28 protein-coding genes are annotated in these 26,086 nt (G+C 64.1%); 12 read left to right on the top strand and 16 right to left on the bottom strand.

The annotated features are described in order from the left end of the window. Positions 1 to 172 precede the first annotated feature (172 nt). From QA642_RS06495 to QA642_RS06485, 3 genes are all read left to right on the top strand, one after another. Positions 173 to 1,642 (top strand): nuclease-related domain-containing protein, encoded by a 1,470-nt coding sequence (locus QA642_RS06495; protein ID WP_283083921.1) that lies wholly within the window; start codon positions 173 to 175, stop codon positions 1,640 to 1,642. A 100-nt stretch (positions 1,643 to 1,742) separates the two neighbouring features. After that, complete coding sequence (locus QA642_RS06490; protein WP_283083920.1) at positions 1,743 to 2,357, top strand: SEC-C metal-binding domain-containing protein; 615 nt, start codon at positions 1,743 to 1,745, stop codon at positions 2,355 to 2,357. 158 nt (positions 2,358 to 2,515) lie between these two features. Then, positions 2,516 to 3,535: a HEPN domain-containing protein gene (locus QA642_RS06485; RefSeq protein ID WP_283083919.1), complete on the top strand. Its 1,020-nt coding sequence runs from the start codon at positions 2,516 to 2,518 to the stop codon at positions 3,533 to 3,535. 220 nt (positions 3,536 to 3,755) lie between these two features. Here QA642_RS06485 and QA642_RS06480 read toward each other — a convergent pair whose 3' ends face one another. From QA642_RS06480 to QA642_RS06470, 3 genes are read right to left on the bottom strand one after another with little or no spacing between them, the layout of a single operon-like run. Then, complete coding sequence (locus QA642_RS06480; protein WP_283083918.1) at positions 3,756 to 4,055, bottom strand: transcriptional regulator; 300 nt, start codon at positions 4,053 to 4,055, stop codon at positions 3,756 to 3,758. A 3-nt stretch (positions 4,056 to 4,058) separates the two neighbouring features. Further along, positions 4,059 to 4,613: a hypothetical protein gene (locus QA642_RS06475; protein ID WP_283083917.1), complete on the bottom strand. Its 555-nt coding sequence runs from the start codon at positions 4,611 to 4,613 to the stop codon at positions 4,059 to 4,061. Next, positions 4,610 to 5,620 carry an alpha/beta fold hydrolase gene (locus tag QA642_RS06470; RefSeq protein ID WP_283083916.1) on the bottom strand — a complete coding sequence of 337 codons (1,011 nt, stop codon included), beginning with the start codon at positions 5,618 to 5,620 and terminating at the stop codon, positions 4,610 to 4,612. The genes QA642_RS06475 and QA642_RS06470 overlap by 4 nt, the downstream gene beginning before the upstream one ends. A 136-nt stretch (positions 5,621 to 5,756) precedes the next feature. Here QA642_RS06470 and xseA point away from each other — a divergent pair, with 136 nt between their 5' ends. Beyond that, positions 5,757 to 7,379: an exodeoxyribonuclease VII large subunit gene (gene xseA / locus QA642_RS06465; RefSeq protein WP_283086816.1), complete on the top strand. Its 1,623-nt coding sequence runs from the start codon at positions 5,757 to 5,759 to the stop codon at positions 7,377 to 7,379. A 303-nt stretch (positions 7,380 to 7,682) separates the two neighbouring features. Here xseA and QA642_RS06460 read toward each other — a convergent pair whose 3' ends face one another. Both QA642_RS06460 and QA642_RS06455 read right to left on the bottom strand, forming a co-directional pair. Then, on the bottom strand, positions 7,683 to 7,832 hold the full coding sequence (locus QA642_RS06460) for a hypothetical protein (protein WP_167336549.1): 150 nt from the start codon (positions 7,830 to 7,832) through the stop codon (positions 7,683 to 7,685). 163 nt (positions 7,833 to 7,995) lie between these two features. Beyond that, positions 7,996 to 8,820 carry a dienelactone hydrolase family protein gene (locus tag QA642_RS06455; protein ID WP_283083915.1) on the bottom strand — a complete coding sequence of 275 codons (825 nt, stop codon included), beginning with the start codon at positions 8,818 to 8,820 and terminating at the stop codon, positions 7,996 to 7,998. 176 nt (positions 8,821 to 8,996) lie between these two features. Here QA642_RS06455 and QA642_RS06450 point away from each other — a divergent pair, with 176 nt between their 5' ends. Continuing rightward, complete coding sequence (locus tag QA642_RS06450; protein WP_027563082.1) at positions 8,997 to 9,221, top strand: DUF2093 domain-containing protein; 225 nt, start codon at positions 8,997 to 8,999, stop codon at positions 9,219 to 9,221. Between the two features lie 169 nt (positions 9,222 to 9,390). Here QA642_RS06450 and QA642_RS06445 read toward each other — a convergent pair whose 3' ends face one another. After that, positions 9,391 to 9,699 (bottom strand): hypothetical protein, encoded by a 309-nt coding sequence (locus QA642_RS06445; protein ID WP_283083914.1) that lies wholly within the window; start codon positions 9,697 to 9,699, stop codon positions 9,391 to 9,393. Positions 9,700 to 10,163: 464 nt separating this feature from the next. Between QA642_RS06445 and QA642_RS06440 the strand changes: the two genes are divergently transcribed. Then, a complete protein-coding gene (locus QA642_RS06440) occupies positions 10,164 to 10,391 on the top strand; it encodes a hypothetical protein (RefSeq protein WP_283086815.1) in 228 nt (75 codons plus the stop codon). A gap of 326 nt (positions 10,392 to 10,717) precedes the next feature. On the opposite strand, the gene lpxK is transcribed toward QA642_RS06440, so the two are convergent. The 6 genes from lpxK to QA642_RS06410 form a co-directional block, all read right to left on the bottom strand. Then, entirely contained in the window at positions 10,718 to 11,734 is a 1,017-nt protein-coding gene (gene lpxK / locus QA642_RS06435; protein WP_283083913.1) for a tetraacyldisaccharide 4'-kinase, read from the bottom strand. After that, positions 11,727 to 13,061 (bottom strand): 3-deoxy-D-manno-octulosonic acid transferase, encoded by a 1,335-nt coding sequence (locus tag QA642_RS06430; protein WP_283083912.1) that lies wholly within the window; start codon positions 13,059 to 13,061, stop codon positions 11,727 to 11,729. Before QA642_RS06430 ends, lpxK begins: the two co-directional genes overlap by 8 nt. Next, a complete protein-coding gene (locus tag QA642_RS06425) occupies positions 13,024 to 13,737 on the bottom strand; it encodes a lysophospholipid acyltransferase family protein (protein WP_283083911.1) in 714 nt (237 codons plus the stop codon). Before QA642_RS06425 ends, QA642_RS06430 begins: the two co-directional genes overlap by 38 nt. After that, positions 13,734 to 13,982: a DUF4170 domain-containing protein gene (locus tag QA642_RS06420; RefSeq protein WP_283083910.1), complete on the bottom strand. Its 249-nt coding sequence runs from the start codon at positions 13,980 to 13,982 to the stop codon at positions 13,734 to 13,736. The genes QA642_RS06425 and QA642_RS06420 overlap by 4 nt, the downstream gene beginning before the upstream one ends. Before the next feature lie 61 nt (positions 13,983 to 14,043). Beyond that, entirely contained in the window at positions 14,044 to 14,859 is an 816-nt protein-coding gene (locus QA642_RS06415) for a 3'(2'),5'-bisphosphate nucleotidase CysQ (protein ID WP_283083909.1), read from the bottom strand. Next, positions 14,846 to 16,261 carry a TldD/PmbA family protein gene (locus QA642_RS06410; protein WP_283083908.1) on the bottom strand — a complete coding sequence of 472 codons (1,416 nt, stop codon included), beginning with the start codon at positions 16,259 to 16,261 and terminating at the stop codon, positions 14,846 to 14,848. The genes QA642_RS06415 and QA642_RS06410 overlap by 14 nt, the downstream gene beginning before the upstream one ends. A 278-nt stretch (positions 16,262 to 16,539) precedes the next feature. Between QA642_RS06410 and QA642_RS06405 the strand changes: the two genes are divergently transcribed. Continuing rightward, a complete protein-coding gene (locus tag QA642_RS06405; protein WP_283083907.1) occupies positions 16,540 to 17,058 on the top strand; it encodes a DUF6101 family protein in 519 nt (172 codons plus the stop codon). A gap of 113 nt (positions 17,059 to 17,171) precedes the next feature. On the opposite strand, the gene ubiA is transcribed toward QA642_RS06405, so the two are convergent. Both ubiA and QA642_RS06395 read right to left on the bottom strand, forming a co-directional pair. Next, positions 17,172 to 18,104: a 4-hydroxybenzoate octaprenyltransferase gene (ubiA, locus tag QA642_RS06400; RefSeq protein ID WP_283083906.1), complete on the bottom strand. Its 933-nt coding sequence runs from the start codon at positions 18,102 to 18,104 to the stop codon at positions 17,172 to 17,174. After that, the gene (locus QA642_RS06395; protein ID WP_283086814.1) at positions 18,101 to 18,763 is read right to left on the bottom strand and encodes a hypothetical protein; all 663 of its coding nucleotides are present in this window, start codon (positions 18,761 to 18,763) and stop codon (positions 18,101 to 18,103) included. The genes ubiA and QA642_RS06395 overlap by 4 nt, the downstream gene beginning before the upstream one ends. A gap of 211 nt (positions 18,764 to 18,974) precedes the next feature. On the opposite strand from QA642_RS06395, the gene QA642_RS06390 reads away from it, so the two are divergent. Continuing rightward, complete coding sequence (locus QA642_RS06390; RefSeq protein ID WP_283083905.1) at positions 18,975 to 19,733, top strand: 16S rRNA (uracil(1498)-N(3))-methyltransferase; 759 nt, start codon at positions 18,975 to 18,977, stop codon at positions 19,731 to 19,733. 41 nt (positions 19,734 to 19,774) lie between these two features. On the opposite strand, the gene QA642_RS06385 is transcribed toward QA642_RS06390, so the two are convergent. Then, a complete protein-coding gene (locus tag QA642_RS06385) occupies positions 19,775 to 20,782 on the bottom strand; it encodes a helix-turn-helix domain-containing protein (protein WP_283083904.1) in 1,008 nt (335 codons plus the stop codon). Between the two features lie 10 nt (positions 20,783 to 20,792). Beyond that, positions 20,793 to 21,359, bottom strand: coding sequence for a hypothetical protein (locus QA642_RS06380; RefSeq protein WP_283086813.1), 567 nt, complete (start codon positions 21,357 to 21,359; stop codon positions 20,793 to 20,795). A 504-nt stretch (positions 21,360 to 21,863) separates the two neighbouring features. Between QA642_RS06380 and QA642_RS06375 the strand changes: the two genes are divergently transcribed. The 4 genes from QA642_RS06375 to QA642_RS06360 all read left to right on the top strand — a co-directional run bounded on the left by QA642_RS06375 (position 21,864) and on the right by QA642_RS06360 (position 25,963). Continuing rightward, complete coding sequence (locus QA642_RS06375; RefSeq protein WP_283083903.1) at positions 21,864 to 23,015, top strand: ATP phosphoribosyltransferase regulatory subunit; 1,152 nt, start codon at positions 21,864 to 21,866, stop codon at positions 23,013 to 23,015. A gap of 3 nt (positions 23,016 to 23,018) precedes the next feature. Beyond that, positions 23,019 to 23,996 (top strand): ATP phosphoribosyltransferase, encoded by a 978-nt coding sequence (gene hisG / locus QA642_RS06370; RefSeq protein ID WP_283083902.1) that lies wholly within the window; start codon positions 23,019 to 23,021, stop codon positions 23,994 to 23,996. A gap of 87 nt (positions 23,997 to 24,083) precedes the next feature. Beyond that, entirely contained in the window at positions 24,084 to 25,121 is a 1,038-nt protein-coding gene (locus QA642_RS06365) for a glycosyltransferase family 2 protein (protein WP_283083901.1), read from the top strand. Then, positions 25,118 to 25,963 (top strand): ChbG/HpnK family deacetylase, encoded by an 846-nt coding sequence (locus tag QA642_RS06360; RefSeq protein WP_283083900.1) that lies wholly within the window; start codon positions 25,118 to 25,120, stop codon positions 25,961 to 25,963. The genes QA642_RS06365 and QA642_RS06360 overlap by 4 nt, the downstream gene beginning before the upstream one ends. Positions 25,964 to 26,086 lie beyond the last annotated feature (123 nt).

The raw sequence follows: 26,086 nt of genomic DNA, 5'->3' as shown, positions 1-26,086 counted from the left end.
AGACCTCCTTTCGAGCCCTATAGCCGACTCAGTCCAAGCACGGTTTGGGCTCGTCGCATGTGGCCCTGCGCCGTGACGCAAAGGGGCATACCGGCTTGGTTCTGCCGGATCACCGAGCTACAACTCTTAATTGATCATTCTGAATGCCGCCCCTTGCTCTTGAGTTTTCAACATGGTTTCAATTCCTCGAGCTCTTCTCCCTCGCCCAGAACAAGCGATCTTCGATGATCTCGCGGCCCTGTGCGTAAGCCCTGGTTACATTCACGCTATCGCGCACTTCTGCTACCGAGATCACGTTATCGGCTTTGGCGACGTAATTCGTGGTGAAGATTACGCAAAGCTGTTCTCGCTCGACCGACTTATCCGCACCGAAATCTCGACGCTCATCGGCTTGATGCTTAGAGCGCCACGCGACCTGACGCTCCCTGACGAGAAGACACTCCAGTCGTATCTTGAACGCACAGAAGTACTTCTGAAGGAGCTGCACGAAGCGCTAAACGAACCCGCAAGGGCGGCGCTGGCCGCTGCTTTTGCTGATCCTTCGGGATCGACCAATCCCTTTACCGGGGCGGCGTTGTTGCGCGAGCCAATATTTTATGGCGCGGAGTCTGCTTATTCATCGCAATACCGCGACTTGTCCGTTTTGAAGTATGGCAGGGATGGCACGTGGTTGGCCGAGAATAAGGGGTTCTCTGCAGAAGACGCCCAGAAGGTTGTCACCGCGATCTCTGAATTTCTTAGCGAAAATCTGTTGAAGACCCTCAAGAGCTTAAAAGGGTTGCCGACCGAACAATGGACCATGTTGGGTGGATTCGGATTCACAGCGGCCGATGTCGTCACTGGTGCCGGTATTCATCCCGCGACAGTTGACGCGGTGCTTGCTGCATTTTGTTTTCCTGATGACGGCAACCCAACCTTTACCGCGCTCCATGAGTTCAATGCTGTAAATGCGTTTCCGATCCTTAAGGAAAAGGACGGGACTTATACTCTCTTTCTCTATGCGAGCCTCGCCGAAGCGTTGTACGAAACCCCGTTTTATTGGATGGCGGCCGACAAGCCTTATGAGGCGACCGCGATGACAAATCGCGGTCTATTCGCAGAAAAATTTACCGCCGATCGACTGGAGAGAGTGTTCGGCAGCACCAAAGTGCTCCGAAATGTCGACATCTGGGAAACGAAGGCACGCAAGAAGAAGGTCAGCGAGATCGATACGCTCGTTCTCTTCGGAGATCGCGCCATCGTTCTGCAGTCAAAGTCCAAAAAGCTTACTTTGGCTGCACGCAAGGGAAACGACCTTCAGCTTCGAGCCGATTTCAAAGGCGCTGTGCAGGATGCTTGTGACCAAGCGATGCTATGCAGCGAAAAGCTAATCAGCAATTCGGTGACGTTCACTGACTCTGAAGGAAATGAGATCGCGCTTCCGTCGCTCAAGCAGGTCTATCCAATCTGCGCTGTATCTGATCATTACCCCGCTCTAAGCTTTCAGGCTCGGCAGTTTCTTTCCTTCAAGACAACGAGCGTCATCCAAACTCCGCTCGTGTGCGACGTATTCTTTATCGACGTCGTCACTGAATTTCTAGAAACTCCCTTGCGGTTTTTGAGCTATCTCGAGTTGCGCGCAAGAGCTGGCGAGAACGCATGAGATCAACGCGCTAGGATTTCACCTCAAACGCAATCTGTGGCTTGGCGAGAACGACTTCATCGCGCTCGAAGATGATCTCAGCGTCGATCTGGACGTTGCGATGGCGGCTCGCCGCGATGGCTTGCCGGGTGAGAAGGTGCCACCGGGCATCCTCACCGTTCTCAAAGAGACGGCAGTTGGCCGCATTATAAATCAGATCGAGCGCCGCTCTGAGCCGGCGGCCATTGGCGTCGGCCTCGAATTGCTGAAATTTGGCGAGGAGAGTGTCAGAAAGCTAAGCCGAGGGATCGATGCAATAGTTGCTGCCGCCGCAAAGGAGAAAAAGCACCACGACATCACGGTCGCGAGTTCAGAAGCGGCAAGCGGCATCACCGTTCATACCAACAACCTGCCGAATGGAATCGCGGATGAAAGACTTCGACGCCACTGCGAGTTGCGCAAGTACAGCGTGAAGGCTGGGAGATGGGCGGGTTTACTCCTGGAGCCCGGCTCCGGTACTGTACGCTTTGGTGGATTGATCGAATTTCCTTGGGAAAAGGATGCCGCGATGGACGCCGCCACCGCCAACATGCCACAGGCGCGATCTATTGATGCGTTGGAGTCATTGATCAAGCAGGCCGGCAAGAATCCAAAGATCGGTCGGAACGAAAAATGCCCTTGCGGTAGCGGCAAGAAATACAAGAAGTGCCATTTGCTCAAAGGTGGATGGCCTTAAGCGACGGTGCGGCAAAATGGGCTCGCAGATCGTGCGAAGGCACGCGCGAGCACGCAAGCTGGCGGAGCGTCCGGACAAGAGTCTCGCTCCGCTGCGAGAGGCGTTCGCCAAGCGCATCGGCAGGCGGTGACGCTAAGGAAAATAGCAACGGCAGAATCATGGGCGCGACCGGATCAATCGACCAGAGAAATCCAAAGGAGCCAACAAACCGGGCAACGGTTGGAGATCGATTTTGGGTGTGGTTCGCGGATGAGCCTTCGGCGTTTGAAGTTCATCTAGCTGACACCCTGACCGCCTTTCCAAAATCAGAACCTAGTCAGGATGATAATGGAGTATTTCACGTAAGAGCCTACTCATGGCGTGGTCGCCCGGATTTTACGCAAGAATTTGTGCAAGCATATCTCCCTCGCTCCGTCGAACTACCCGACGATGGCATGATTAAGTTCGTAACAATCGACGACAAGTTAGAGTTCTCAATTCCGGTCGAGACGCTATCTTTTTCGTACAGTGCGGAAGCTGGCGCGATCCACGTCACTGCGCGCAAGATCATTCTAAGCGATCAGACGTTGATGATATTGGCATCTCGTCAATCTGATCATGATCGTGAGGCACCCGCTCTCACAGGATCGTTTGATGCGCTTGGGCTAATCTCGCTACTGTCCGGGAATGTCTTGCTTGGTCGCTGCCTGTTCTCCTCCTACTTCTGCACTACTCGCAAAAAGTTCCTCAGCGGAGCGCTCGGCGTTGTTGGTCCGTCCCCTGTCGATTGGGCACCAATAAAGTTCGCCGATGACAATCCAGACACTCGATTTGATGCGCGGAATAATCGGACCCATGCCGCGCTCTGGTTCGCTGGGTCAGCGTTCTCGGCAAACGACAACGCCTCAAAAGTAGTTTCTTATGTCACGGCGCTCGAAATTCTAACGGGAAAGAACATAAAGAACTATCTTAGCCGCCTATATCGGAAAGATTCAGAGTTACATAAGGCCGCGTTAGAGAAGGTACTCGCCTTGATGGACCTCCGCGGAGACCTCGTGCACAAAGGACAGCGGATCGTCCTGTCGCCTGAACTGGAGAGATACGCTCAGGCGTTTATCCTCGACGCGATCCGCGACAACAACAAGGTGGCATCCGCGAGATTCGCTGTGCAAAGTGTGATTGAGGCGACGCGGCGCTGAAGTCCCGTGCATCACCGCGCGCGAAGCATTCGTAGCATTGGCTGAGCAGGCTGGCGGCCGGGCGCTCCGGTTCTAGGACACGAGCATGATTGATCCAGCCAACGCGCTGACCTCCAAAAGCCTGCTACGAGACATCTAACCGGCGCTCCCAAAACGCTAGGTTTACAATGAGTGGCCCGCTGGCAGTCCCCCACCCAACAGTACCGGCCTTGCCGATAGACTACACCTGCTTCCCCGCGATGATCTCCTGCAGCGTCGCGACATGGCGCGCGAAGGCGCCGCGCCCCGTCGCGGTGGCGGTGACGGTCGTCTGCGGCTTCTTGCCGACGAAGGCCTTGTCGACCGAGACGTAGCCGGCCTTGGCCAGGGTCTCGATATGGGCGCCGAGATTGCCGTCGGTGGCGCCGGTGAGCTTCTTGAGGCGCGCGAATTCCAGCCCGGCCGTCGCAGGCAATGCGTTCAAGGCCGCCATGATCTTCAATCGCAGCGGCTGATGGATGATGTCGTCGAGCTCGGCCATCCGCTAGATCCGCCGCATCCAGAGCCCGCCGAGGATCAGGCCGCCGCCATTGACGAAGGCCATCCACAGCGGGAACGCCTCGCCGATGTAGAAGAAACCGATCAGCGTCAGCGCGGCGATGCCAAGACCGATCGCCACGAAGGCGTAGCCGAACCAGAGACCGGCCAGCGTATAGAACAGCATGAAATAGAGCGGCCAGAACGCACCGAGCTGACGCGGGCCGAAATGGCCGATCACGCTGGTGCAGAGATAGCCGAAGGCGAAGAACAGCACGAAAACCAGCACCAGCCTGATGTCGAAGGCTGCGCCATGGGGATGATGCGGCGGATTGAGCAGGCGGAGCGCAACCAGGCCGCCGACGCCCAACACGTCCACCACGACCCAGGCGTAGGCCGCGTAGACCGGCCAGAGCCAGGTCACGAGATTGCCCGCGAAGACCAGCACGCCCCACCAGACCGCTGCTTGGCTTGCCAGCTCGTAGAGCTGGGATTGCTTCACGCGCTGGACGATGTCGTCGATGTCGGCGAGCGCTGCGGACGCTTCCTTGCTGTCGATCATGACTGCCCTGCCCCGCGCGTTGCGACGTCGTCGGCGATGACCGAGATCGCCTTCGGATTGGTGACGATGCCCATGTGGTTGATGCCGTCGAGCACCTTGACGTCAACCGACGGTTTGATCGCCTGCACGGTCTCCGCATATTTGTCGGAGATCATCATCTCGTCCTCCGCGCCACCGAAGATCGTGATCGGATGTGTCGCAGCGGGTAGATCGACGCGATAGCCGCGCGTGGCGAAATTGCGCATCAGGCGGTCGGAATAGGTGGAAACGAGGATCTTCTCGAAGTCCGGCCGTACCGCAAAGGCCAGCACCGTCAGCTGCGAGCAGCAGTCGATACCGAGCTTGCGCAGGGCGGCGAGACCCAGGACGCGCGGCACGTCGGCATTGGCCCAGCCGCCGGAATGCGGCTTGTTGGTCGGCGCGTCGTAGCCGAGATAGGGCGCGAGCAGCACGGTGCGCACGAACATGTCCTGCATGATCGGGGTGGCGGCAACGCGCAGCGAGAAGCCGGCGCCGGCGGAGTGGCCGACCAGGGTGAGCGGCAGATCCGGCGCGCTCTTGCGGACATGGGCGACGAAATCGACGAGGTCGTCCTCGAGCTGGCCGACATAGCCGATATCGCCGCGCGTGCCGGAGCCGCCGTGGCCGCAGATGTCGAGCGCCCAGGTCTCCACCCCGCGCGCCGCGATGGCATGGGTCAGCGCGTGATTGACGGTGCCGCTGGAGCCGGACGAGCCGTGGATGAAGATCGCGCCGCGATCGGTCGCAGGACCGTTCGGCGCGTAGTGGCGAAAGCCGATCCAGGTGCCGTCGCGGGCCTGAAAGCGCTCGAGCGGAGGCAGCGTGGACCAGTCGATCCCCTTGCTGGAGTCGGAGACCGACCGCAGTTCGGGAGGCCGCTCCAGCGGCGTTGCGATCATGGCGGCGAGGATCAGCGCCACGCCGCCGACCGCACAGAGAACCCATTTCAGTCCGTTCAAAACGCCGCGCAGCAACCGGATCGCCATGGCTCACCTCCTCAAACTCATCAACAATAGAGAACTCTATAATACAGAGTACTCTTTCGATCAATCCCCGGATTGGCACTGCGCGGCGAAAATCCTTAACGTCGGGTCTGACCCCAAAATGCCGAATCGATTGCCGATGCCGCCTGCGGAACAACTTCACAACGCGCCCGAATTCACCGTCTCCGAGCTCTCACAGTCCCTGAAGCGGACGGTGGAGGACACCTACGGCCATGTCCGGGTCCGCGGCGAGATCTCCGGCTTTCGCGGCGCGCACTCCTCCGGCCACTGCTATTTCGCGCTCAAGGACGAGAGCGCCAAGATCGAGGCGGTGATCTGGAAGGGCGTGCACGGCCGCATGCGCTTCAAGCCCCAGGAGGGGCTCGAGGTCATCGCGACAGGCAAGCTCACGACCTATCCGGGCTCCTCGAAATACCAGATCGTGATCGAGGCGCTGGAGCCGGCCGGCATCGGCGCGCTGATGGCGCTGATGGAGGAGCGCAAGAAGAAGCTCGCCGCCGAAGGCCTGTTCGACGAGGCGCGCAAGCAGCTCCTGCCGTGGCTGCCGGAGGTGATCGGCGTCGTGACCTCGCCGACCGGCGCCGTGATCCGCGACATCCTCCATCGGCTCGAGGACCGTTTCCCCCGCCGCGTGCTGGTGTGGCCGGTCAAGGTGCAGGGCGAAGGCTCGGCCGAGCAGGTCGCGGCCGCGATCCGCGGCTTCAATGCGCTCCCCGAGGGTGGCAGGATCCCGCGCCCCGACGTGTTGATCGTGGCGCGCGGCGGCGGCTCGCTGGAGGACCTCTGGTCGTTCAACGAGGAGATCGTGGTGCGCGCGGCGGCCGAGAGCATGATCCCGCTGATCTCGGCGGTCGGCCACGAGACCGACATCACGCTGATCGATTTCGTCGCCGACAAGCGCGCGCCGACACCGACGGCGGCGGCCGAGATGGCTGTCCCCGTGCGCAGCGAATTGTTCGTCGAGGTCGCCGATCTCGGTCGCCGCACCCGCGCCTATTGGCAGCGCGCCCAGGAGAGCCGTCGCAGCGAATTGCGTGCCGCCGCGCGTGCGCTGCCGGCGGCAGGTGATCTGCTGGCGATCCCGCGGCAGCGGCTGGATTCGGCGGGCGCGTCCCTGCCCCGCTGTCTCAAGGCCAACACGCATGCGCATTTCCGCAGGTTTACCGCGGCCAGTTCAAAACTGACGCTGCGGGTGCTGCACGGCCAGATCTCTCAGGCCGATCACCGCCTCACCGTATGCGGCGAGCGGCTTGGCCTGTCCGCACGCTCGCTGCTGCGGCAGCGGCGCGACCGCTTTGCCGGGCTCGAGGTGCGCCTGCGCGCTTCAAAGTTGTCCAATGCACAGGCGCAGCGCAACGCGATTGCGCGCCAGCGCGAGCGCACGCATCGCCTCGCCGAGCGCGCGCAGCGCGCGCTGGCAACGCTGCTGCACCGGCTCGATACCCGCGTCGAGAACAGCGGCAAGCTGCTCTCGGCCCTGTCCTATCGCAGCGTGCTCGCGCGCGGCTTTGCGCTGGTGCGCGATGAGGCCGGCCATCCCGTGCATGCGGCGGACTCGATCGGTCCCGGCGCACGTGTCGAGATCGAGTTTGCGGACGGCCGCGTCGGCGCGACCGCGGATGCGGATCGCACCGTCCCGACGGCAAAGCGCGCGCCGGCGCAGCCGAAGCCGGCCGCGCAGGACACAAAGCCCGCGCCGAAGCGCGTCGGCAAGCCGGTGGATCAGGGCAGCTTGTTCTGAGGTGCGAGGGGCGGCTTCGAGGTGGCTTGGCGAGCGCTCTCATCCTCGTCATTGCGAGGAGCCCTTGCGACGAAGCAATCCAGAATCGTTCCGCGGAGGGACTCTGGATTGCTTCGCTACGCTCGCAATGACGATGTGGAGGCAGTGCGTAGCCCATTCAGCCCCGTCATGTCAGACCCTCATCCTGAGGTGTCGCGTAGCGAGCCTCGAAGGATGTACGGCCGAGATGCAGCCGGGCCGTCGCCCTTCGAGGCTCGCCGAAGAGGCGAGCACCTCAGGGTGACGGGACTAGCAGGCTGAGCTTCAGCGGCAGGACAATCCCGCGTCGATCGTGGTCCAGAAGCCGCAATGGTCCGGCGCGCGCATGGGGGCGCCGGCGTGGGCTTCGAACAGGAAGACCGCGACGGTGAAGACGATCAGGGCGGAGGCGAAGAGAGTGATGCGATTGCGCATGAGGATTGCGTTTAATCGACATCGTGGTCGAATGATGGCGCCGTCACCTGTTGAAACTCGTACCGCGCGCGATCCGTAGATTCCCGGTCGGCCATCAGGCTCCGTGCAGGGCGGTGGTCGATGCGGGGCTGTCCGCCTCACCTTGTTCCTCGGGCGGCCCCGCTTACCGCGCCAGCCACTCCGCGACCTCCTTCTGCGACTCCGCGCGCGCCTCGGAATCCGTGCCGAGATGGCCATGCTCGGGTGCGGCGGCGTCGCCGCTCGCAGCGGCCGCGTGCAGCGGCGTGTTGGCGCGGTCGAAATCGTGATAGGCGCCGGGATAGACCACGATGCGCGCGAGCGCGCTGCGCCCGTGCGCGCCGTCCACCATCTGGCGGCAGGCCGGCGGCGAGGAGACATCGTCATTGCCGCCGATCAAAACCAGGGTCGGCACCCGCGTGCTCCACCCCAGACCAGCGGAAATCCGGCAATCGGGATAGAACGCAATGGCGGCGCGGAAATCCGGGCTCGCGTCGCGCGCGCCGCCCTGCGGCCGCACCGCCCAGAGCAGCGCGCTGGCACCGTTGGCCCAGCCGATCAGGCTGACGCGGCTGCGCGCCACCCAGGTCTGCTTCATCAGCCAGGCGCGCGACGCCGCGATGTCGGCGACGCGCTCGCGCCGCGCCTTGACGTGCATCTCCTTGACGCGGCATTGCGGGCCGAGCTCGCGCGAGCCATAGCTGTCGGGCAGCAGCACGGCATTGCCAGCCTTGAGCAGGTGCTCGGCCCAGTCGCGATAGCGCGGCAGCACCGGCTCTGAATGGTTGCCGAGGCCGCCGCAGCCATGCAGCGCGATCACGGTCGGGAACGGCCCCTCGCCTTCGGGCTTGTAGAGCTGCGCATGAAGCACGCCCGACGACAGCGGAATGTCGACCTGCTGCGGCGCCGGCGACGCATGAGCGGCCGGGATCAGCAGCATCAGGAACAGGGCGGTCAGTCGAAGGCGCATCGGTGTCTGCGTCACTATCCTTCGGCCCAGCACTATCACGGGGAAACGGCGGCAAAACATCACAAACCGGTGGGTTTAACGGGCGGACAAGCCGCCCTATCTATGCTACATCCCGTCCAACACATCGCCCTCCCGGGTTTTCCCCGGAGCGGCCCCCTCCACGGAGACTTTCGACCGTGCTGAACAAGTTCGGCCCCTCGGGCCATGGCGAAGCGCAGGTGCAGTATCTCGACGGCGATTTCCGCGTGATCTCGCCGGGGACCTTCGTGCGCTGCGCCATCACCGACACGCGCATTCCGCTCGACGAGCTGAAATACTGGAGCGTCGATTTGCAGGAAGCCTACGCCACGCCTGCTGCCGTCTTGCAGCGGCACTTTCCGGGCGCGCTGAAGCAGCCGTGAGCGTGATTTCATAGATCTCGTAGGGTGGGCAAAGGCGCGTAGCGCCGTGCCCACCATCTCTTCAAGATCACGACGAGCAACGTGGGCACGCTTCCGCCTTCGCTCTCCGAGCTTCGGCGGACAAGCCGCTTTGCCCACCCTATGGCACCGGTCTCGTGGCATCGCTCCGCTATTGTGGCTCGGGACCATCCATGCCCACGCAAGTCTTGATCGCACTCTTCCGCGCTTCGCCGACGATCTTCTGATCGATCGCCTGCTTCAGGCAATCGAGCCGCGCCTGCGCCATGCAGAGCTGCATCTGGTCGCGCTTCTCCTGCCCCTTAAAATTTTGCGTCGTCGCAAGACAGGTCACGCGCTTGGTCGCGGGAACCGGCACGGTGGCGGTCGGACTTGGCGCAGGCGCCGGCGTTTGCGCCAGCACCGGCGCAATGATCAGACACACAAAGCTCGCGGCAAAGGCTGCGGACGGCAATCTCATCGAATTCTCCCGAACGTCCGACATCGATAGGCGCCTTGCGATGAATGTCACCTGAATGGCCGGCTGCCGCGGGATGGACAAAGCGAAGGCGCGATCTCGAGGCATGGCGATGAAAGTACCGGCGTCCCGACGGTATTCGCGCTCGCTCGAACCGCCCGTCTCACAGACAAATGACCTCATCATGCCGGTCTGCGTTGCATCGAACGGCGCGTGCACTCAATGGTGAGTCATTTCGCGCTGTAGTTGGATTCTTTGTTGCAATTCGGCGCGCTTAAGTTGTTTGACGAAGTCTTGGTGAAACACAGTGCTGCTAACATGCATGTTAGGTAATTGGCCCTGTTGCTTTTATCGCGCAGACAATCAAGTCAACCAAAAGCCGTTGAGCATTGGAATTGGCGCAGTCTGTGAACGGGCTCATATCGAAGAGCCATCTGACGGGCTAGGATCACCTCGAAAATTTGCAGGTGGAACATCAGTCAATCGAATATCGCCCGATGGGGGTGATCATGCCCACCATATTGGACCTGCTCTATCGTGAATATTGCCGCGCCCGTCTCGCTGAGATGCGCAAGCAGCTTCTGATCGCAACCGAACGCTTCGAAGCTCTCGAAGCGAATTGTCTTCCTGCGGATCAGGCTGACGAGGATGGGACGAAGGCGCACCGCAAGACCGGCCGCAGTACGCCGCATTGAAGCGGCTCCAAGACCGCCGACAAGACCGGCGATCTCTCCCGCGTAGCAATGGCCAAGCAATTGGCTGCAGTTTGGGAGGAAGCGATGAATACACCCGAATGCTATACCTTCATGGTGGCCTGCGCCTCGTGCCTGACCATTATCGGAATGATAGCCGTTGGGGCGTGGTGAGCACGACCGAGTGCTGAACCGCGATGGCAGCCGTAACGGCTGTAGGGTGGGCAAAGCGAAGCGTGCCCACGACTCTCACTTTCAACCCGGATGGTTCTGATGATGGTGGGCACGCTGCGCTTTGCCCACCCTACGAGACTACGCGATCTACAATATCATCGCCTGGAAAACAGCCGCTCGCGCGCCTTGTAGAGGTGATCGCTGATCAGCTGCCGCAGCGTTGCCGGATCGTCGAAGGTGAGCTGCACGGCGAACGGCACGATGCCGCCTGGCACATCGCTGCGGCCGCGCAGGCGCGCGAGGTCCTTTTCCGTCGTCACCAGCGTGAGCTGCTCGCGCCGGGCGTCCGCCGCAAGCAGGACGAGCTCGTCGTGGGAAAACCTGTGGTGATCGGCAAACGGGCGCGTGCGCGCGACATCGATGCCGCTGGCGCGCAAGCTGCGGAAGAAGCGCTCGGGATCGCCGATGCCGGCGAAGGCGAAAACGGACTTGCCGGACAGCTGCGCGACCGAGGCCGTATCCGGCGTCAAGCGTGCGCGCAGCCTCGGCTTGCCGCGCCGTTCGAGCTCGGCCGCGACATCGTCCGCGGCATGGCCGTCGCCGATCAGCACCAGCGCATCGGTGCGCGCGAGCTGCGCCTTGAGCGGCGCGCGCAAGGGGCCGGCCGGGAACACCTTGCCGTTGCCGAGGCCGCGCTCGCTGTCGATCACGATCAACGACGCATCCTTCTTCAGATGCGGGTTCTGGAAGCCGTCATCCATCAGGATCACGGTGGCGCCTTGCGACTTCGCCAGCGCGACGCCGTCGAGACGGCGGCGCGCGACCGCGACGGGGACGTCGCGCACCATCATCAGCGGCTCGTCGCCGATGTCGGCGGCCGTGTGACGCGCGCGATCGACCATCACCGGGCCCGTCAAACGCCCGCCATAGCCGCGGCTCAGCACCACCGGCGTTTCGCCGAGCTCGCGCAGCAGCTTCGTCAGCGCCAGCACGGTCGGCGTCTTGCCGGCGCCGCCGACATGATAATTGCCGACGCAGATCACGGGGATGCCGGCGTCAAAGCCCTTGCGCGCCATGCGGCGTGCGGTGATGGCGCCGTAGAGCGCGCCCAATGGGCTTAAGAGATGCGACTTCGGGGAACGTGGCCGGTACCAGAAGGCCGGCTCACGCATTGGCGGCTCCCATCTCGATCCGCAGCTGCAGCAGATAGGGCTCGAGCGCGCTCATGGTGCGGTCGAGCGCGCCGCCGAGCTGATCCACCACGCCGCCGCCGGCGCGCTGCATCTTGTCGCGCACGGTGGGATCGGCCAGGAGCTGGCCGAGCTGCTTGACCAGTGCTTCCTGCGTGTCGGTCTGGCGCGCGCCACCGCTCGCATCGAGCGCCTCGTAGACGTCGGCGAAGTTGAAGACGTGCGGGCCATGGACGATCGCGGCTCCCAGCTTGATCGCCTCGATCGGATTCTGGCCGCCATGGCGGATCAGCGATCCGCCCATGAAGACGATCGGCGAGAGCCGGTAGAACAGGCCGAGCTCGCCCATGGTGTCGGCGACATAGACGTCGGTCGCGGCGGTCGGCAGTTCCTCGCGCGAGCGCAAGGCGGGCTTCAGACCGGATGCCGTGATCACCCCCGCGATCGAGGAGCCGCGATCCGGATGGCGCGGCACGATCACGGTGAGAAGTTGCGGAAAGAAACCGACGAGGCTGCGATGGGCCGCGACCAGCATGTCGTCCTCGCCCGGATGGGTCGAGGCCGCAACGATGATGGGACGCCCGCGCGTCATCGCCATCAGCCGCTCCAGCCTCGCGGGATCGGCCGGCGGCGCGGGAACGTCGAGCTTGAGATTGCCTGTTGTGACGACGTCGCGGCCGCCGAGCGCGGAGAAACGCTCGGCATCGGTCCTCGACTGCGCGAGACAAATGTCGAAGCGCGACAGCAGCGCCGAGATGGTGCCGTGCATCCGCCGCCAGCGCGGGAAGGAGCGCGGCGACATCCGCCCGTTGATCAGCACCATCGGCACCCGGCGCGCCGCCCCCGCCAGGATCAGGTTCGGCCACAGATCGGATTCGATGAACAGCGCCAGCGACGGCTTCCAGTGGTCGAGGAAGCGCGCGACGTAGCGCGGCGAATCATAGGGCACGTATTGATGGATGACGTCGGGCGGAAAGCGCTTTGCGACGACGGCCGCAGAGGTCACGGTGCCCGAGGTGAGCAGGATGCGCAGGTTGAGGTCGCGCAGGCGCTCGATCAGCGCCGCCGCGGCAAGGACCTCGCCGACGCTGGCGCCGTGGATCCAGACCAGCGGACCATGCGGACGGACGTCCTGGGACAGACCCCGCCGCTCGCCGACGCGGGCGGGATCCTCCTTGCCCTGCTTCAGCCGCCGCTTGATCAGCGCAGGCGCCAGCGGCACCAGGCCGCTCGCCAGGTGCTGATACATCCGCAGCGTCATCGGAAGCGAACTAGCCATCTGCGGGTCCCGGACGGCCGAGCTGCGCATAGGCGCGGCGGGTCGCCTCGTTCAGGGTTTCTTCCAGCTCGAGCCGCAGGGTTTCCATCATGGCCGCGTCGGCGTCCGGCGGAACGTGGATTTCCTTGATGCCGACCAATGCGCCCCGCCCGAATGGCAAATTGATGGTGCTGCGGTCCCAGTTCTTGAGCCGGATGAATCGGCTGGTCGCCATCGCGAAAGGCATGATCGGCCGCCCCGATTCCCGTGCCAGCATGATGATGCCGAGCCCGGCCACACGCGCGCGCTTGGGGACATCGGCGGTCAGCGCGACATTACAACCGTCCTCAAGCGTGCGCACCATTTCCTTGAAGGCGCCGACGCCGCCCTTGCGGTGGAAGGCGCCGCCATGGTCGCCGGACCCCCTGATCGTGCCGATGCCGAGCCGTTCGGCGGCGATCGCGTTGTACTCGCCGTCGCGGTGCCGCGAGATCAGGACCCTGGCCTTGTAGGAGTCCTTGTTCTTGATGAACGGGGTGAGGAAATGCTGGCCGTGCCAGAACGCGAAGATCGCCGGGATCTGCGGTTCGACGATGTCATAGACGTCGGGCGGCTCGAACGTGAACGTGTTGGTCCGCCAGACAAAGCGCAGATATTCGGCCGCCAGGATCCCGACGGCACGCTGAAACCAGCTGCTTCGCAGCGTATTGCGAAGCAGTTTCTTCAACGCGCCGGCTTCGATTCTTGGGTAGGGTCGAGCAGCCGGTGGAGATGGACGATGAAATAGCGCATCTGCGCATTGTCGACCGTGCTCTGCGCCTTGGCCCGCCAGGCGGCGTGGGCAGTCGCGTAGTTCGGATAGAGGCCGACGATCTCGACGTCGTCCAGGTTCTTGAAGGTGTTGTGCTCGAGATCGACGAGCTCTCCGCCGATGACGAGATGCAGCAATTGTTGCGGGGCACTATCTGGCATGGGTTCTGTTCCTAACGGGCTGCCCGGCAAAGCAGTGACCGACAAGCACGACGAAAGCGCTTCAGGCTAAGGGGCGGTTTCGAAAATGCGCGACAATGCTCGCATGACGATCGCGACCCGCTGCCACCAGCACCCCGTGCGCCACTTCCCGGCGGTTATAGAGGATGGGATCTCCGGAGAGGTCGCTCATCCTACCATCCGCTTCCTGCACGATCAAATCGGCCGCCGCAAGGTCCCAATCATGGCTGTTGCCGCCCGCAAAAGCCGCATCCAGCACGCCATCGGCGACCCGGCACAGGCGCAGCGCCAGCGAGCCGATTCGCGGATGCAGCCTGATGTCGCCGCCGGCGGTATTGAGTCGCTCGACCATCGGCTTCGGGCCGGCGACGCGAGAGAAGTCGAGCGCCGATCCGCCCGCTGCCCGAACGGTCTTGCCGTTGAGCGTGGTGCCCTGGCCGCGGGCCGCGAAGAAGAACTCGTCGCTGGCCGGCGCGTACACCGCGGCCAGCACCGGCGCGGCATCCTCGACCAGCGCGACGCTAACGCACCATTCGTCATGGCCATTGAGATAGTTGCGGGTGCCGTCGATGGGATCGACCACCCAGGTCAGCCGCCGCGACAGCCGCGTGGAATCGTCGGCACTCTCCTCCGACAGCCAGCCATAGCCGGGAGTCGCTGAGCGCAGGCGCGCCTCGAGCAGGTCGTTGACGGCGATGTCGGCTTCCGAGACCGGCGAGGACGCGCCCTTGATCCACTTCTTCAGCTCGGTGCGGAACATCGAATGCGCGAGGCTGCCCGCCTCCCGCACCGTGTCTTTCAGCAGCGCCGCATCACGCGTCAGGATGGTTTCGAGGGAGTGCGCGTCAACGTCCGCCAAGCGTCAAACCCTCGATGCGCACCGTCGGCGCATTGATGCCGTAGCGGAACTCCAGATTGTTGGCCGGCTGCATCGACTTGAAGATCTCGAACAGGTGGCCGGCGATCGTCACCTCGCTGACGGGATAGGTGATCTCGCCGTTCTCGATCCAGAAGCCGGAGGCGCCACGGCTGTAATCGCCGGTGACGCCGTTGACGCCCGAGCCGATCAAATCGGTGACGTAGAAGCCCTGCTTGATGTCGGCGATCAATTCCGCTGGTGTCGGTGTGCCGGCTTCGAGATGCAGATTGTACGGCCCCGGCGAGGGCGAGGACGAGACGCCGCGATGGGCATGGCCGGTGGTGGTAAGGCCGAGCTCGCGCGCGGTGGCGCAGTCGAGCAGCCAGGTCGTCAGCACGCCCTCGTCGACCAGCGCGGTCCGCTTCACCGCGACGCCTTCGGCATCGAAGCTCTGCGAGCGCAGGCCGCGCTTGCGCAGGGGATCGTCGACGATGCGGATGTTCTTGGCGAACAGCTGCTGGCCGAGCTTGTCCTTCAGGAAGCTGGTCTTGCGCGCGATCGAGGCGCCGTTGATGGCGCCGACGAGATGGCCGACCAGCGAGCCGGCGACGCGCGGGTCGAACACGACCGGCACCTTGCAGGTCTCGACCTTGCGCGGATTGAAGCGCGCCACCGTGCGCTCGCCGGCGGAACGGCCGACGACCTCCGGCGACAACAGATCGGAGGCATGCGGCGCCGAGGTGAAGTCGTAGTCGCGCTCCATGCCGGTGCCTTCGCCTGATATGGCGGTGGCCGAGATGCCCTGGCTGGAGCGCAAATAAGAGCCGTGGAAGCCGGTCGAGGTGACGAGCACCATGCCGCCCATGCCTGCGGAGGCCGAGGCACCGCCCGACTTGGTCACGCCCTTCACGGCGAGCGCGGCGGCTTCAGCCGCGAGCGCGCGGCGCTCGAGCTCCGAGGTTGCGGGCACATCGGGATCGAGCAGATCGAGCTCGGGGAAATCGCGCGCGAGCAGCGCGGGATCGGCGAGACCGACATATTTGTCTGATGGTGCGACCTTCGCCATCGCGACCGCGCGTTCCGCAAGCTTGGTCACGGCATCGCCGCTGACGTCGTTGGTCGAGACCACCGCCTGGCGCTGGCCGACAAGGACACGCAGGCCGACATCGTCGCCCTCGGACCGCTCGGATTCCTCGACGCGGCCGTCGCGCACCTCGACGCCCTGCGAGACGCCGCGCACCGCGACCGCATCGGCCGCATCGGCGCCGGCGCGCCTCGCCGCCTCCACCAGCCGCTGTGCGAGATCGGACAGCGCGGACTGGTCGAACAGATCGCGATTGGCTTTTGAAGAGCCCTGTGAAGAGCCCTGGGGCGAAAGCGTCGAGCTTGGTGAAGGGTTCACAAACGAAATCCTGTTGGGGCGCGGGAGGTTTCGGGGCGACCGGCGCCCTGACCACCAGATGTGCCCAAATGGTGCGGACTTCAAGCACTTTCAGCCCGCAAAAAGCTCAGATTCGCACGGCCAAGGCAACGTCTCGTCAATCATGCGCGCCAAGGTCTTGTCAATCATGCGCGGCGGTGAGGTTGGATTAACCAGCCTTTTTAAGCGGTTTCGGAAATGGCCGCGCTAAGGTCCTCGCATCGACCGGGAACATAATCCCGGCGGGGAGAATGAAAGCCGTGAGGCGTCAAACAGCAACATGCGGGGTCGCTCCCGCCGGGTCGAGCCGCTCCTTGCGGCTCGACCCTCTTTCCCTTCCGGTCCGCTTCGATGCGCACGATCCGCGCGCCGACGGACACACCAGGCAGATCGAGCTTCATCGCGAACGAGTCGTGCTGCGCCGTGCCGTCCGCGGCATGCAGATGGCGATCAACGTGCGCGTCAGCGACTTCGTGGGCGTCGCGCTGCGCGGCAATGACGAGGCGCAGGCGCTCGTCCTCGTGCATCGCGATCCCTCGCTCTCCGTTCCGCTGCTGGTCAGCGCCGATGGCGAAGAACTCAACGAGGCCTGGGCGATCTGGAGCGAGCTCTTCGCGCTGCCGCAGCTAGACGAAGGCGCGCGCAAGCCCGCAGCCCGCCGTCGCCGCGCCAACGCGATCCGCACCCGCCGTCCGAAATTTTTGATGCGTCGCCGTACCGGTATCGCGCGCGAACTGCCGGTTCATCACGGCGAACGCGAGATCATCGCGCGGAATTGAACGGCCATCACAGGTGCCGTAGGTGGGCAAAGCGAAAGCGTGCCCACCTCCTCCATCGAATTGAGAAAGATCGTGGGCACGGCGCAAGGGCGCCTTTGCCCACCCTACGAGGCCTACGCCGCCCTCATGACGGCGTCGGCCAGCAATCCCGCGAACAGCAGCAGGCCCGCATCGCGGTTCGACTTGAACAGGCGTAGGCACAGCGCCGGATCGTGGATATTCAGCCGCGCGATCTGAAAGGCGAGATGCGCCGCAAAGGCCATAAGCCCGAGCCATGCCGGCCAGCGCACATCGCCTGATGCCAGTGCGACACCGATCAGCACCACCGCGAGACCGTAGAACAGGATCAAGGCCTGGTGGGTGTGCGCGCCGAACAGTCGCGCAGTGGATTTGACGCCGATCAGCGCGTCGTCCTCGGCATCCTGATGCGCATAGATCGTGTCGTAGCCGATCACCCAGGCGATCGACCCGGCATAGAGCACCAGCGCGGTGACATCGATGCGTCCGAAGGTGACGGCAAAGCCCATCAGCGCGCCCCAGGAGAAGGCGAGCCCGAGAAAGACCTGCGGCCACCAGGTGACGCGCTTCATGAAGGGATAGACGGCGACGACCACGAGCGAGGCGATGCCGGTCAGGACGGCAAAGCGGTTGAACTGGAGCAGCACGACGAGGCCGACCAGCGCCAGCGCGACCAGGAAGGCCAGCGCCTGCTTCACGGTGATTTGTCCCGCGGGCAGCGGCCGCGAGCGGGTGCGCTCGACCCTGGCGTCGAGGTCGCGATCGGTGATGTCGTTCCAGGCGCAGCCTGCCCCGCGCATCGCAAAGGCGCCAATGAAGAACAGCACAATGGTGAGCGGCAGGCGGCGGATGTCGTGTGCCATGCCGCTCGCGAGCGCCGCGGACCACCAGCACGGCATCAACAAGAGCCAGGAGCCGATCGGACGATCGAAGCGGGACAGGCGCAAGTAAGGTCGCGCCCATCGTGGCGCGAGCGTATCGACCCAGTTGCCGGTGGAATCGGCAACACGGGCGGATGTGTCGCTCATCGGGTGAGGACGTTGCCGTTGAGCGTGTCGAAGGTGCTGCCGCCCTTCTTGCCGGCGTTGGCTTCAGGCGCCGAGCCCGACCCCAGCACCTCGCTCAGCGACGGGCCGGCCGGACCGCGCGGCTGGTTCTGCATCTGCTGCGCAACGTTACAGACCTTCGTCGCCATGGCCTCGGTGTTCTTGTGGCCATCCTTCATCTGCGCGCCGACCTGCGGCGGGATTCCGCACTTCGCCGCGTTGGTCTCGATGTACTTGATCATCTTCGTTTCGGCCTGGCTGAAATTGCGAATCAGCTTGCAGGCCTCGTCCGGCTGAGCGTGACGGTCGCTCGCGGCCTTGATCAACTTGCCGCGCTTCTCGGCCTCCTCGCGCAGAGGAATGAAGGCCTTCATGCAGTCCTCGCCGGGACCGGCCTGCGTCGGCGGAGCGGCGCTGAAGGCGCCGGCGCCGCCGACGGGCGCAGCGCCATTCACGGGAAACGAGGATTGCGGTGCCGCGCCGACAGAAGCGGTCGGGGCCGAGCCATTCACGGGCGGAAAGGCCGAGCTGCTGGCGGCCTGGTTCGGCAGCGGCGCCGGGAAGGCGCTTTGCGCATAGGCGCCCGCGGCGCCCAGGCTGACCATGGCGGCAGTGATCGGAACCATCAAATGACGGATCATCAAGATAGTCTCTCCGGCAGGAGCTTACGGGGTTCGGCGTCTTCCCAATTGAAGCGCAACCAGCGTGCTCGCGTTTTTACGATTCCCGCCGGCCCTTAACAACCCGTCGAATAGGGCAAGAGCGCGGCGTCGGGACGCACCAATTTGGCGATATTTACCCCCGAAAGTGCTGCTTTCGGTTAAGAACGCCGGCAAATCGGACCTTTGGACCATGCCCTCCCACGATTTCCGCGCCCCCCGCCTGTTCGTCGACGCTCCCCTCGCCCAGGACGCCAAGGTCGCGCTCGACCGCGACCAGAGCAATTACCTCGGCAATGTGCTGCGGCTGGCCGCCGGGGCCGAGGTTTTGGCCTTCAACGGCCGCGACGGCGAGTGGCAGGCCGCCATCGAGGGCCGCAAGCGGCCGGATGGGCTGGTGATCTTGCAGCAGACCCGACCCCAGGACCGGCTGGCCGACCTCGCTTACGTCTTCGCCCCGCTCAAGCATGCCCGGCTCGACTACATGGTCCAGAAGGCCATCGAGATGGGGGCCGCGACGCTGCAACCGGTCCTGACCCGGTTCAGCCAGGCCTCCCGGGTCAATACCGAGCGGATGCGCGCCAATGTCGTCGAGGCGGCCGAGCAATGCGGCATCCTCAGCATCGCCACCGTCGCCGAGCCGGTGCCGCTGGAGCGCTACCTGAGCCAGCGCCCCGCCGACCGGCTGCTGATCTTTTGCGACGAGGCGGCAGATGTCCAAAATTCCGTCCGGAGCCTGCAAAACGCGCGGCAGGCCGCGGGCCAGGGGATCGACGTGCTGATCGGCCCCGAAGGCGGCTTTGCCGAGGAAGAGCGGGCATTGCTGCTGCGGCAGCCCAAGATCCTCCGGCTGGCCCTGGGCCCCCGGATCATGCGGGCGGACACCGCCGCCGTGGCGGCGCTGGCGCTGGTGCAGGCGGTGCTGGGCGATTGGGGCGGCGGCGGGGACTAGCACCTGATGCGCTGAAGTCGAAGTGAGTTGCGGCCGCCAGCCTATTCCCCTCGCAGCGACCGGTGCAGGGTCTCGGACGGCAGTTCTCCGAATGCTGCCCTGTAGCTCGCCGCGAACTCGCTGAGATGCCAGAAACCATGCGCAATCGCGCAGGACTTCACACTGCGCGCTGCCGGGCCGACACGCAGCTGCTTGCGCACCGACCAAAGGCGCAAGACCCGGCTGTAGCGATTCGGGCTCATGCCGCAGATGGCCAGCGTCGCACTCTGGAGAGTCCGCACAGACACGCCCATCTGCTCTGCCAGTTCGGTGGTCTTGGGCCAGATCATCAGATTGCGCCGGATCGACTCTTCCATGTCCACGACGATCCGCCGATAGCGATTCGTCAAGGATGGGACAGGCGCACTGTTCACGCCGGTCCGGATTGCGGCATCGATGGCGCCGAATAGCGATTGCTCGACGACGCCTCGCGAGGCTGGCTCGTCCGGGAAATCTGGATCATAGGCTGCGGTTTCAAGCGTCGCGGAGATCAAGCCGCGCAGAGCGGCGAGCATGCAAGGTGCCGTATTCAGCAGGTGATAGCCGTCGCTTAGTTGTGCCCAAGATTCGCGCCCGGGCGGACTGAAATACGCAACACCTATCAGGCGCCCCGCGGGCTCATAGACCAGGCAGTCGGACACCCCCTTTAGAATCACGATCGAGCTGCCAATCGTCTGCCCGTTGATCCGGGTCGCGGTCACATGATCCATCGGAACCACCACGGCGACGGCATGGGCCAGGTCATAACCGCGAATGATCCGCGGGAAGGTCCTCACCAGCGAGAGGGTCATGTTTGGCAGGCTGAGCCTGGCGCGCATGATGGCAGTTGTCCCGGCAGACAACGGCATGCTGGATGCGCCGGCATATCGCTCGGTTTCGCCGAAATGATCGAAGTCGTACGATTGAAGCTCGAGGGCTGAGGATGGCCGCAGCCCCTGGAACGACAGCACCCCGTTCGCCGCTACTTTTTGCGCTCCGTCGCGAGCGATGTTGAGACGGCTTCGATCCATATCCTACCGCTTATTTCGCCTTCCTCGTGGATGCAGCGCCCTTGCGGACGCGCAGATCGTCCGGCCCGTTGATGCCGGCGCGCTTGAGATCGCGAAGCAGCTTGGTCAGGAACAACATATTGGTCTTCTGCAGTTCGTGATTGTTTCCAAACCTGAAAGCGTTCTGCTCGGTCACGATGAGCCCGGCCTTGGTCTCGGCGAGAATCTTTCGCCTCTTAAGTCCTGTCACGCGACGGCGAACTGTCTCGAGCGGCAGGCTGAGGAAGCGAGAGAGCGCCGCCCGCGACACACCTTGCTTGATCGCATCAGGCTCGACCGCATGAATGCTGGAGAAGCTCTCGTCCAGCGACGGGTCGTTCATCACATTGATGACGTTCGCGTTGAGAATTGCATGAACGATCAGAAGGTCCAGCGGATCGAACTCGTCGTAATGCCGGAACATCTCGCTGATCGAGAACAGCATATAGGCCAACGTATGCCGCGAGACCGCCCGGATAACATCTGGAGCATTGCGCATGAATCGGAAACCAATGTTCACACTGTAAACGAAGGCGGCAGCAAACGGTTGATCCGCCATACCCAAAATGAGTATGCGACGACTTGCCCACCGCGCTCAATTTCTCAATGTGACGTCGAGCCCTGCGGTTGCTGCAGGGAGTCGCATGCGGCGGACGAAATCAGCGACCAGCAATGAGACTGTCGCTCGGGTGCGGCGGCGCGAGGAACTCAGACTCATCAAGCGGTTTCTCGGCATAAGGGACCCGGGCCAAAAGGCGCAGAATTCTCAAGCTGACCGAGCAGTTCGCAGATCACGCTGCGCTCGAAGCAGCAGTACTTGGCTTCGCTTCCACCGATGACGTGTGCATAGACGTCCCTGGCCAAACCAAGTGAAAGCCACACCTCGCGTTTCCGAGGTATTAAAATACCTGAAGTACTTTCCGCGAGATTGCGGCCTCCCCGCTCCAAAGCCGTTAAGGGATTGATCCATTGGAGGTCGAAACCGCTTTCGGGCCATGCTAAGGGCTGCGCCAATTCGCCTCCCCTTGCCCTGCCCGGTTCTACCGGGACGATGGACCCTGAGATGACCGCGACTGCCACCTCAAATGCTGCCGGCTCCGCCGCCTGGGCGGATACGCTGCTCTTGTCGTTCGCGCAGGCCGGCTATGTCAGGGCCGAGCCGGCGATCCTGCAACCGGCCGAGCCGTTCCTGGATCTGTCCGGCGAGGACATCCGCAAGAGCCTGTACCTGACCACGGACCTCTCCGGCGAGGAGCTCTGCCTGCGCCCGGACCTCACCATTCCGGTCGCCCGCGACTACCTCGCATCTAGCCGCGCCGGCCAGCCGGCCGGATTCAGCTATCTCGGTCCGGTGTTCCGCTACCGCAGCGGCCAGGCCAGCGAATTCCTTCAGGCCGGCATCGAATCATTCGGCCGTCAGGACCGCGCCGCGGCCGATGCCGAAATGCTGGCGCTGGCGCTGGAAGCGACCAGCGCCTTCGGCGTCCGCGACGTCGAGATCCGCACCGGCGACGTCGCGCTGTTCAATGCGCTGCTCGACGCGCTGAATCTTTTTCCGGTCTGGCGCCGCCGCCTGGTCAAGGATTTCAACCGCAAGATCAGTCTGGAGAAAGATCTGGAGAAGCTGGCGGCCGCGGCCACCGCGACCCGCAGCGAATATGAGGGCGTGCTCGCCGCACTCGCCGGCTCCGATCGCAAGGCGGCGCTGGCCTTCGTCACCGATCTGATGTCGATCGCCGGCACCACCAATGTCGGCGGCCGCACCACGGCGGAGATCGCTGATCGTTTCCTGGAGCAATCGACGCTGAAGGGCGGCGCGCTGCCGCGCGAGGCGATCGCCGTGCTCAAGCGCTTCCTGTCGATATCAGGCAATCCGGACGACGCCATCGCCGCGCTGCGCGCGCTCACGCTTGATGCGAAGCTCGATCTGGCTGCCGCAATCGACCAGTTCGAGAGCCGGGTCGGCTTCATGGCGGCGCGCGGCATCGACGTGAAGCAGACACGCTTCTCGACCGCGTTCGGGCGCGGCCTCGACTATTACACCGGCTTCGAATTCGAGCTGCATCACCGCGGCAACGGCGCCGAGCCGCTGGTCGCCGGCGGCCGCTATGACGGGCTGATGACCCAGCTTGGATCGGCCGAGCCGATCCCCGCGGTCGGGTTCTCGGTCTGGATCGATGCGCTGAGCCAGATCGGCCGCAAGGTGGGAGCTTAAGTCATGAGCGCGCCGTTCGTTCTGGCCGTTCCCTCCAAGGGCCGCCTGCAGGAAAACACCGAGGCGTTCTTCGCCCGCGCCGGGCTCAAGCTGTCGAAGGCCGGCGGCGCCCGCGATTATCGCGGCACCATTGCGGGCCTCGACAATGTCGAGGTCGCCTACCTCTCGGCCAGCGAGATCGCCGCACAGCTGTCGCGCGGCTTCGCGCATCTCGGCGTCACCGGCGAGGACCTGGTACGCGAGAACATCGCGGACGCCGACAAGCGCGTGTCGCTGATCGAAGGGCTTGGCTTCGGCTATGCCGACGTCGTCGTCGCGGTGCCGCAGGCCTGGATCGACGTGCGCACCATGGCCGACCTCGACGACGTCACCACCGGCTTCCGCGAGCAGCATCACATGCGAATGCGGGTCGCGACCAAGTTCATCAACCTCACCCGCGCCTTCTTCCAGAACCACGGCATCACCGACTACCGCATCGTCGAAAGCGCGGGCGCGACCGAAGGCGCGCCGGCGGCGGGCAGCGCCGAACTGATCGTGGACATCACCACCACCGGCGCGACGCTTGCCGCCAACGGCTTGCGGGTTCTCGATGACGGCGTGATCCTGCGCAGCCAGGCCAATCTTGTGGCGTCAAAAGACGCCGACTGGTCGCCGCAGGCGCGCGAGACCGCGCGCGTCATCCTCGATCACATCGCCGCAAGAGCGCGGGCCAACAAATACCGCGAGGTTCGGACCCGCTTCCGCCAGTGCGACGACGCCCTGCTCGGCGAGGCCCACAGCCGGTTCGGCGTCGAAGCCCCGTTCGGCGGCCCGACCTCGTCAGGTATGCTGACGCTGCACTGCCCGCCGGGCCAGCTCTATGCGCTCGCCAGCTTCCTGCGCGAGCATGGCGCCGAGACCGTCTCGGTGGTCTCGCTCGACTATGTGTTCGACCGGGAAAACCCGCTGTTCGCCAGGCTCGAGGCGTTCCTGCGGCAGTGAGCCCCAGGTCCGTTCAGCGTAGCGACAGCAAACGGCAGCTACCATATGCTGCTCCGATGACCTTGAACGCCTCTGGAACCTTGATCGATGACGCTGGGCTCTGATGTTTCCGCCCTGACGACCACCGCAGCGAATGCCGCCGCAAAAGGGCTGTCGATTGTCGTCCCCGTCTATAACGAGGCGGCGGGCCTTTCCGCCCTGCACCAGCGCATCTGCGATCTCTCCAGGACCCTGCGGCAGCGCTATCGGCTGTCCTGCGAGGTCGTCTATGTCGACGACGGCAGCGCGGATGCGACGCTGTCGATCGCACGCAGCCTGCCGGCCGATGCGATCGACATCCAGGTGGTGTCGCTGTCGCGCAATTTCGGCAAGGAGGCGGCGCTGATGGCCGGCCTCGACCACGCCCGGCTCGGCGCCGTGATGTTCATGGACGGCGACGGCCAGCACCCCCCTGCTCTCGTCGAGCAGCTGGTGCGGCACTGGATCGATGACGGCTACGACGTCGTCTATACCGCCAAGGCGCATCGCGACAACGAGACCTTCCTGCGCCGGCTCGCCGTGCATGGCTTCTACGCGCTGATCAACTGGGGCGCACGCCAGAAGATCCCGGAGGACGCCGGCGACTTCCGCCTGCTCTCGCCGCGCGCGGTCACGGCGCTGCGGCAGCTGCCGGAGCGCAACCGCTTCTTCAAGGGCCTCGCCAGCTGGATCGGCTTCCGCCAGATCCGCGTCGATTACGAGCCGGCGCCGCGGGCCCATGGCGTCACCACCTTCAACGCCGCGCGGCTGCTCGGCCTGTCGATCGAAGGGCTGACCTCGTTCTCGGTGGCGCCGCTGCGCTTCGCCAGCCTGCTCGGCGTCATCCTCGCCGGCATCGCCTTTCTGTTTGGCCTGTCGATCCTCTGGGAGGTCTTCACGACAGGCAAGCAGGTCCCCGGCTATCCCTCGCTCGTGGTCGGCCTGATGACGATCGGCGGCGTGCAGCTGATCATGATCGGCATCGTCGGCGAATATATCGGCAAGATCCTTTCCGAGCTGAAGGCGCGCCCGATCTACTTCGTCGCCGAGCACAGCGAAAAGCATTTCGAGGCCGATGACGCCGCCAAGAGGACCGCGGCCGAATGAGCGCGGCCGCGAGCCTGCGGCGGATCTGGCTCTGCGCCGACGATTACGGCATCAGCCCCGGCGTCAACCGCGCCATCCGCGACCTGATCGAACGCGGCCGTCTCAACGCAACCTCGGTGATGATGGTCGGCCCCGCGATCGAACGCAGCGAGGTCGAGGCGCTCCAGGCCTCCGTGAAGGCGAACCCGCGCGGCGCGATCGGACTGCACGTGACGCTGTCGGCGCCGTTCCGGCCGCTGACCATGCATTTCCGCCCGCTCGACGGCGACATGTTCATGCCATTTCCAAAGCTGCTGCGAGCTGGCCTTGCGCGCCGGCTCGACCGCGAATTCTTTCGCAACGAGGTGAAGGCGCAGCTGATGGCCTTCGTGGAAGCGTTCGGCCGCGCGCCGGACTTCGTCGACGGCCACCAGCATGTGCAACTCTTTCCGCAAGTGCGCGACGGCTTTGTCGATGCCGTCAGCGAGGGCGCGCCGAACGCCTGGGTGCGCCAGGGCGGCCGCGACCTGCCGCTTGCCCAGCGGCTGGCCTCACCGAAGGCCATGGTGCTCGACATCCTCAGCGCGCAATTCCGCCGCCGGGCGGGTAGCGCCGGCCTCGGCTTCAATCCGGGTTTTGCCGGCGCCTATGATTTCACGCGCGCTACCGATTTCGGCGCGTTGATGCGGCAATTCCTTCAGGGCCTCCCCGACGGCGGCCTCGTGATGTGTCATCCCGGTTTCGTCGATGACGTCCTCACCGGCCTCGATCCGATGACCGATGTCCGCGAGCGCGAGCACGCATATCTTGCCAGCGATGCCTTTGCGCGCCTGCTGGCGGACAGTGGCGTCACGCTGGGATGAACCCGGCCAAAAACAAGCCGCGGGTCAGCTTGTCGCATACCGAAATTTAATATGGCCGGCACTGTTGGGGCCACAATGGAACCCTACATCTTGCTCGCGCTTGGTTTGCGCGAGGGAGACTGA

The sequence above is a fragment of the Bradyrhizobium sp. CB2312 genome (genome assembly GCF_029714425.1).
Classification (GTDB): domain Bacteria; phylum Pseudomonadota; class Alphaproteobacteria; order Rhizobiales; family Xanthobacteraceae; genus Bradyrhizobium.
This window is presented reverse-complemented; position numbering and strand designations above follow the sequence as displayed.

Bases quoted from the DNA above. Each gene is read 5' to 3' on its own strand.
- QA642_RS06495 (WP_283083921.1), top strand. From the start codon at position 173: ATGGTTTCAATTCCTCGAGCTCTTCTCCCTCGCCCAGAACAAGCGATC.
- QA642_RS06490 (WP_283083920.1), top strand. From the start codon at position 1,743: ATGGCGGCTCGCCGCGATGGCTTGCCGGGTGAGAAGGTGCCACCGGGC.
- QA642_RS06485 (WP_283083919.1), top strand. From the start codon at position 2,516: ATGGGCGCGACCGGATCAATCGACCAGAGAAATCCAAAGGAGCCAACA.
- QA642_RS06480 (WP_283083918.1), bottom strand. From the start codon at position 4,055: ATGGCCGAGCTCGACGACATCATCCATCAGCCGCTGCGATTGAAGATC.
- QA642_RS06475 (WP_283083917.1), bottom strand. From the start codon at position 4,613: ATGATCGACAGCAAGGAAGCGTCCGCAGCGCTCGCCGACATCGACGAC.
- QA642_RS06470 (WP_283083916.1), bottom strand. From the start codon at position 5,620: ATGGCGATCCGGTTGCTGCGCGGCGTTTTGAACGGACTGAAATGGGTT.
- xseA (WP_283086816.1), top strand. From the start codon at position 5,757: ATGCCGCCTGCGGAACAACTTCACAACGCGCCCGAATTCACCGTCTCC.
- QA642_RS06460 (WP_167336549.1), bottom strand. From the start codon at position 7,832: ATGCGCAATCGCATCACTCTCTTCGCCTCCGCCCTGATCGTCTTCACC.
- QA642_RS06455 (WP_283083915.1), bottom strand. From the start codon at position 8,820: ATGCGCCTTCGACTGACCGCCCTGTTCCTGATGCTGCTGATCCCGGCC.
- QA642_RS06445 (WP_283083914.1), bottom strand. From the start codon at position 9,699: ATGAGATTGCCGTCCGCAGCCTTTGCCGCGAGCTTTGTGTGTCTGATC.
- lpxK (WP_283083913.1), bottom strand. From the start codon at position 11,734: ATGCGTGAGCCGGCCTTCTGGTACCGGCCACGTTCCCCGAAGTCGCAT.
- QA642_RS06430 (WP_283083912.1), bottom strand. From the start codon at position 13,061: ATGCGCAGCTCGGCCGTCCGGGACCCGCAGATGGCTAGTTCGCTTCCG.
- QA642_RS06420 (WP_283083910.1), bottom strand. From the start codon at position 13,982: ATGCCAGATAGTGCCCCGCAACAATTGCTGCATCTCGTCATCGGCGGA.
- ubiA (WP_283083906.1), bottom strand. From the start codon at position 18,104: ATGAGCGACACATCCGCCCGTGTTGCCGATTCCACCGGCAACTGGGTC.
- QA642_RS06395 (WP_283086814.1), bottom strand. From the start codon at position 18,763: ATGATCCGTCATTTGATGGTTCCGATCACTGCCGCCATGGTCAGCCTG.
- QA642_RS06390 (WP_283083905.1), top strand. From the start codon at position 18,975: ATGCCCTCCCACGATTTCCGCGCCCCCCGCCTGTTCGTCGACGCTCCC.
- QA642_RS06385 (WP_283083904.1), bottom strand. From the start codon at position 20,782: ATGGATCGAAGCCGTCTCAACATCGCTCGCGACGGAGCGCAAAAAGTA.
- QA642_RS06380 (WP_283086813.1), bottom strand. From the start codon at position 21,359: ATGGCGGATCAACCGTTTGCTGCCGCCTTCGTTTACAGTGTGAACATT.
- QA642_RS06375 (WP_283083903.1), top strand. From the start codon at position 21,864: ATGACCGCGACTGCCACCTCAAATGCTGCCGGCTCCGCCGCCTGGGCG.
- hisG (WP_283083902.1), top strand. From the start codon at position 23,019: ATGAGCGCGCCGTTCGTTCTGGCCGTTCCCTCCAAGGGCCGCCTGCAG.
- QA642_RS06365 (WP_283083901.1), top strand. From the start codon at position 24,084: ATGACGCTGGGCTCTGATGTTTCCGCCCTGACGACCACCGCAGCGAAT.
- QA642_RS06360 (WP_283083900.1), top strand. From the start codon at position 25,118: ATGAGCGCGGCCGCGAGCCTGCGGCGGATCTGGCTCTGCGCCGACGAT.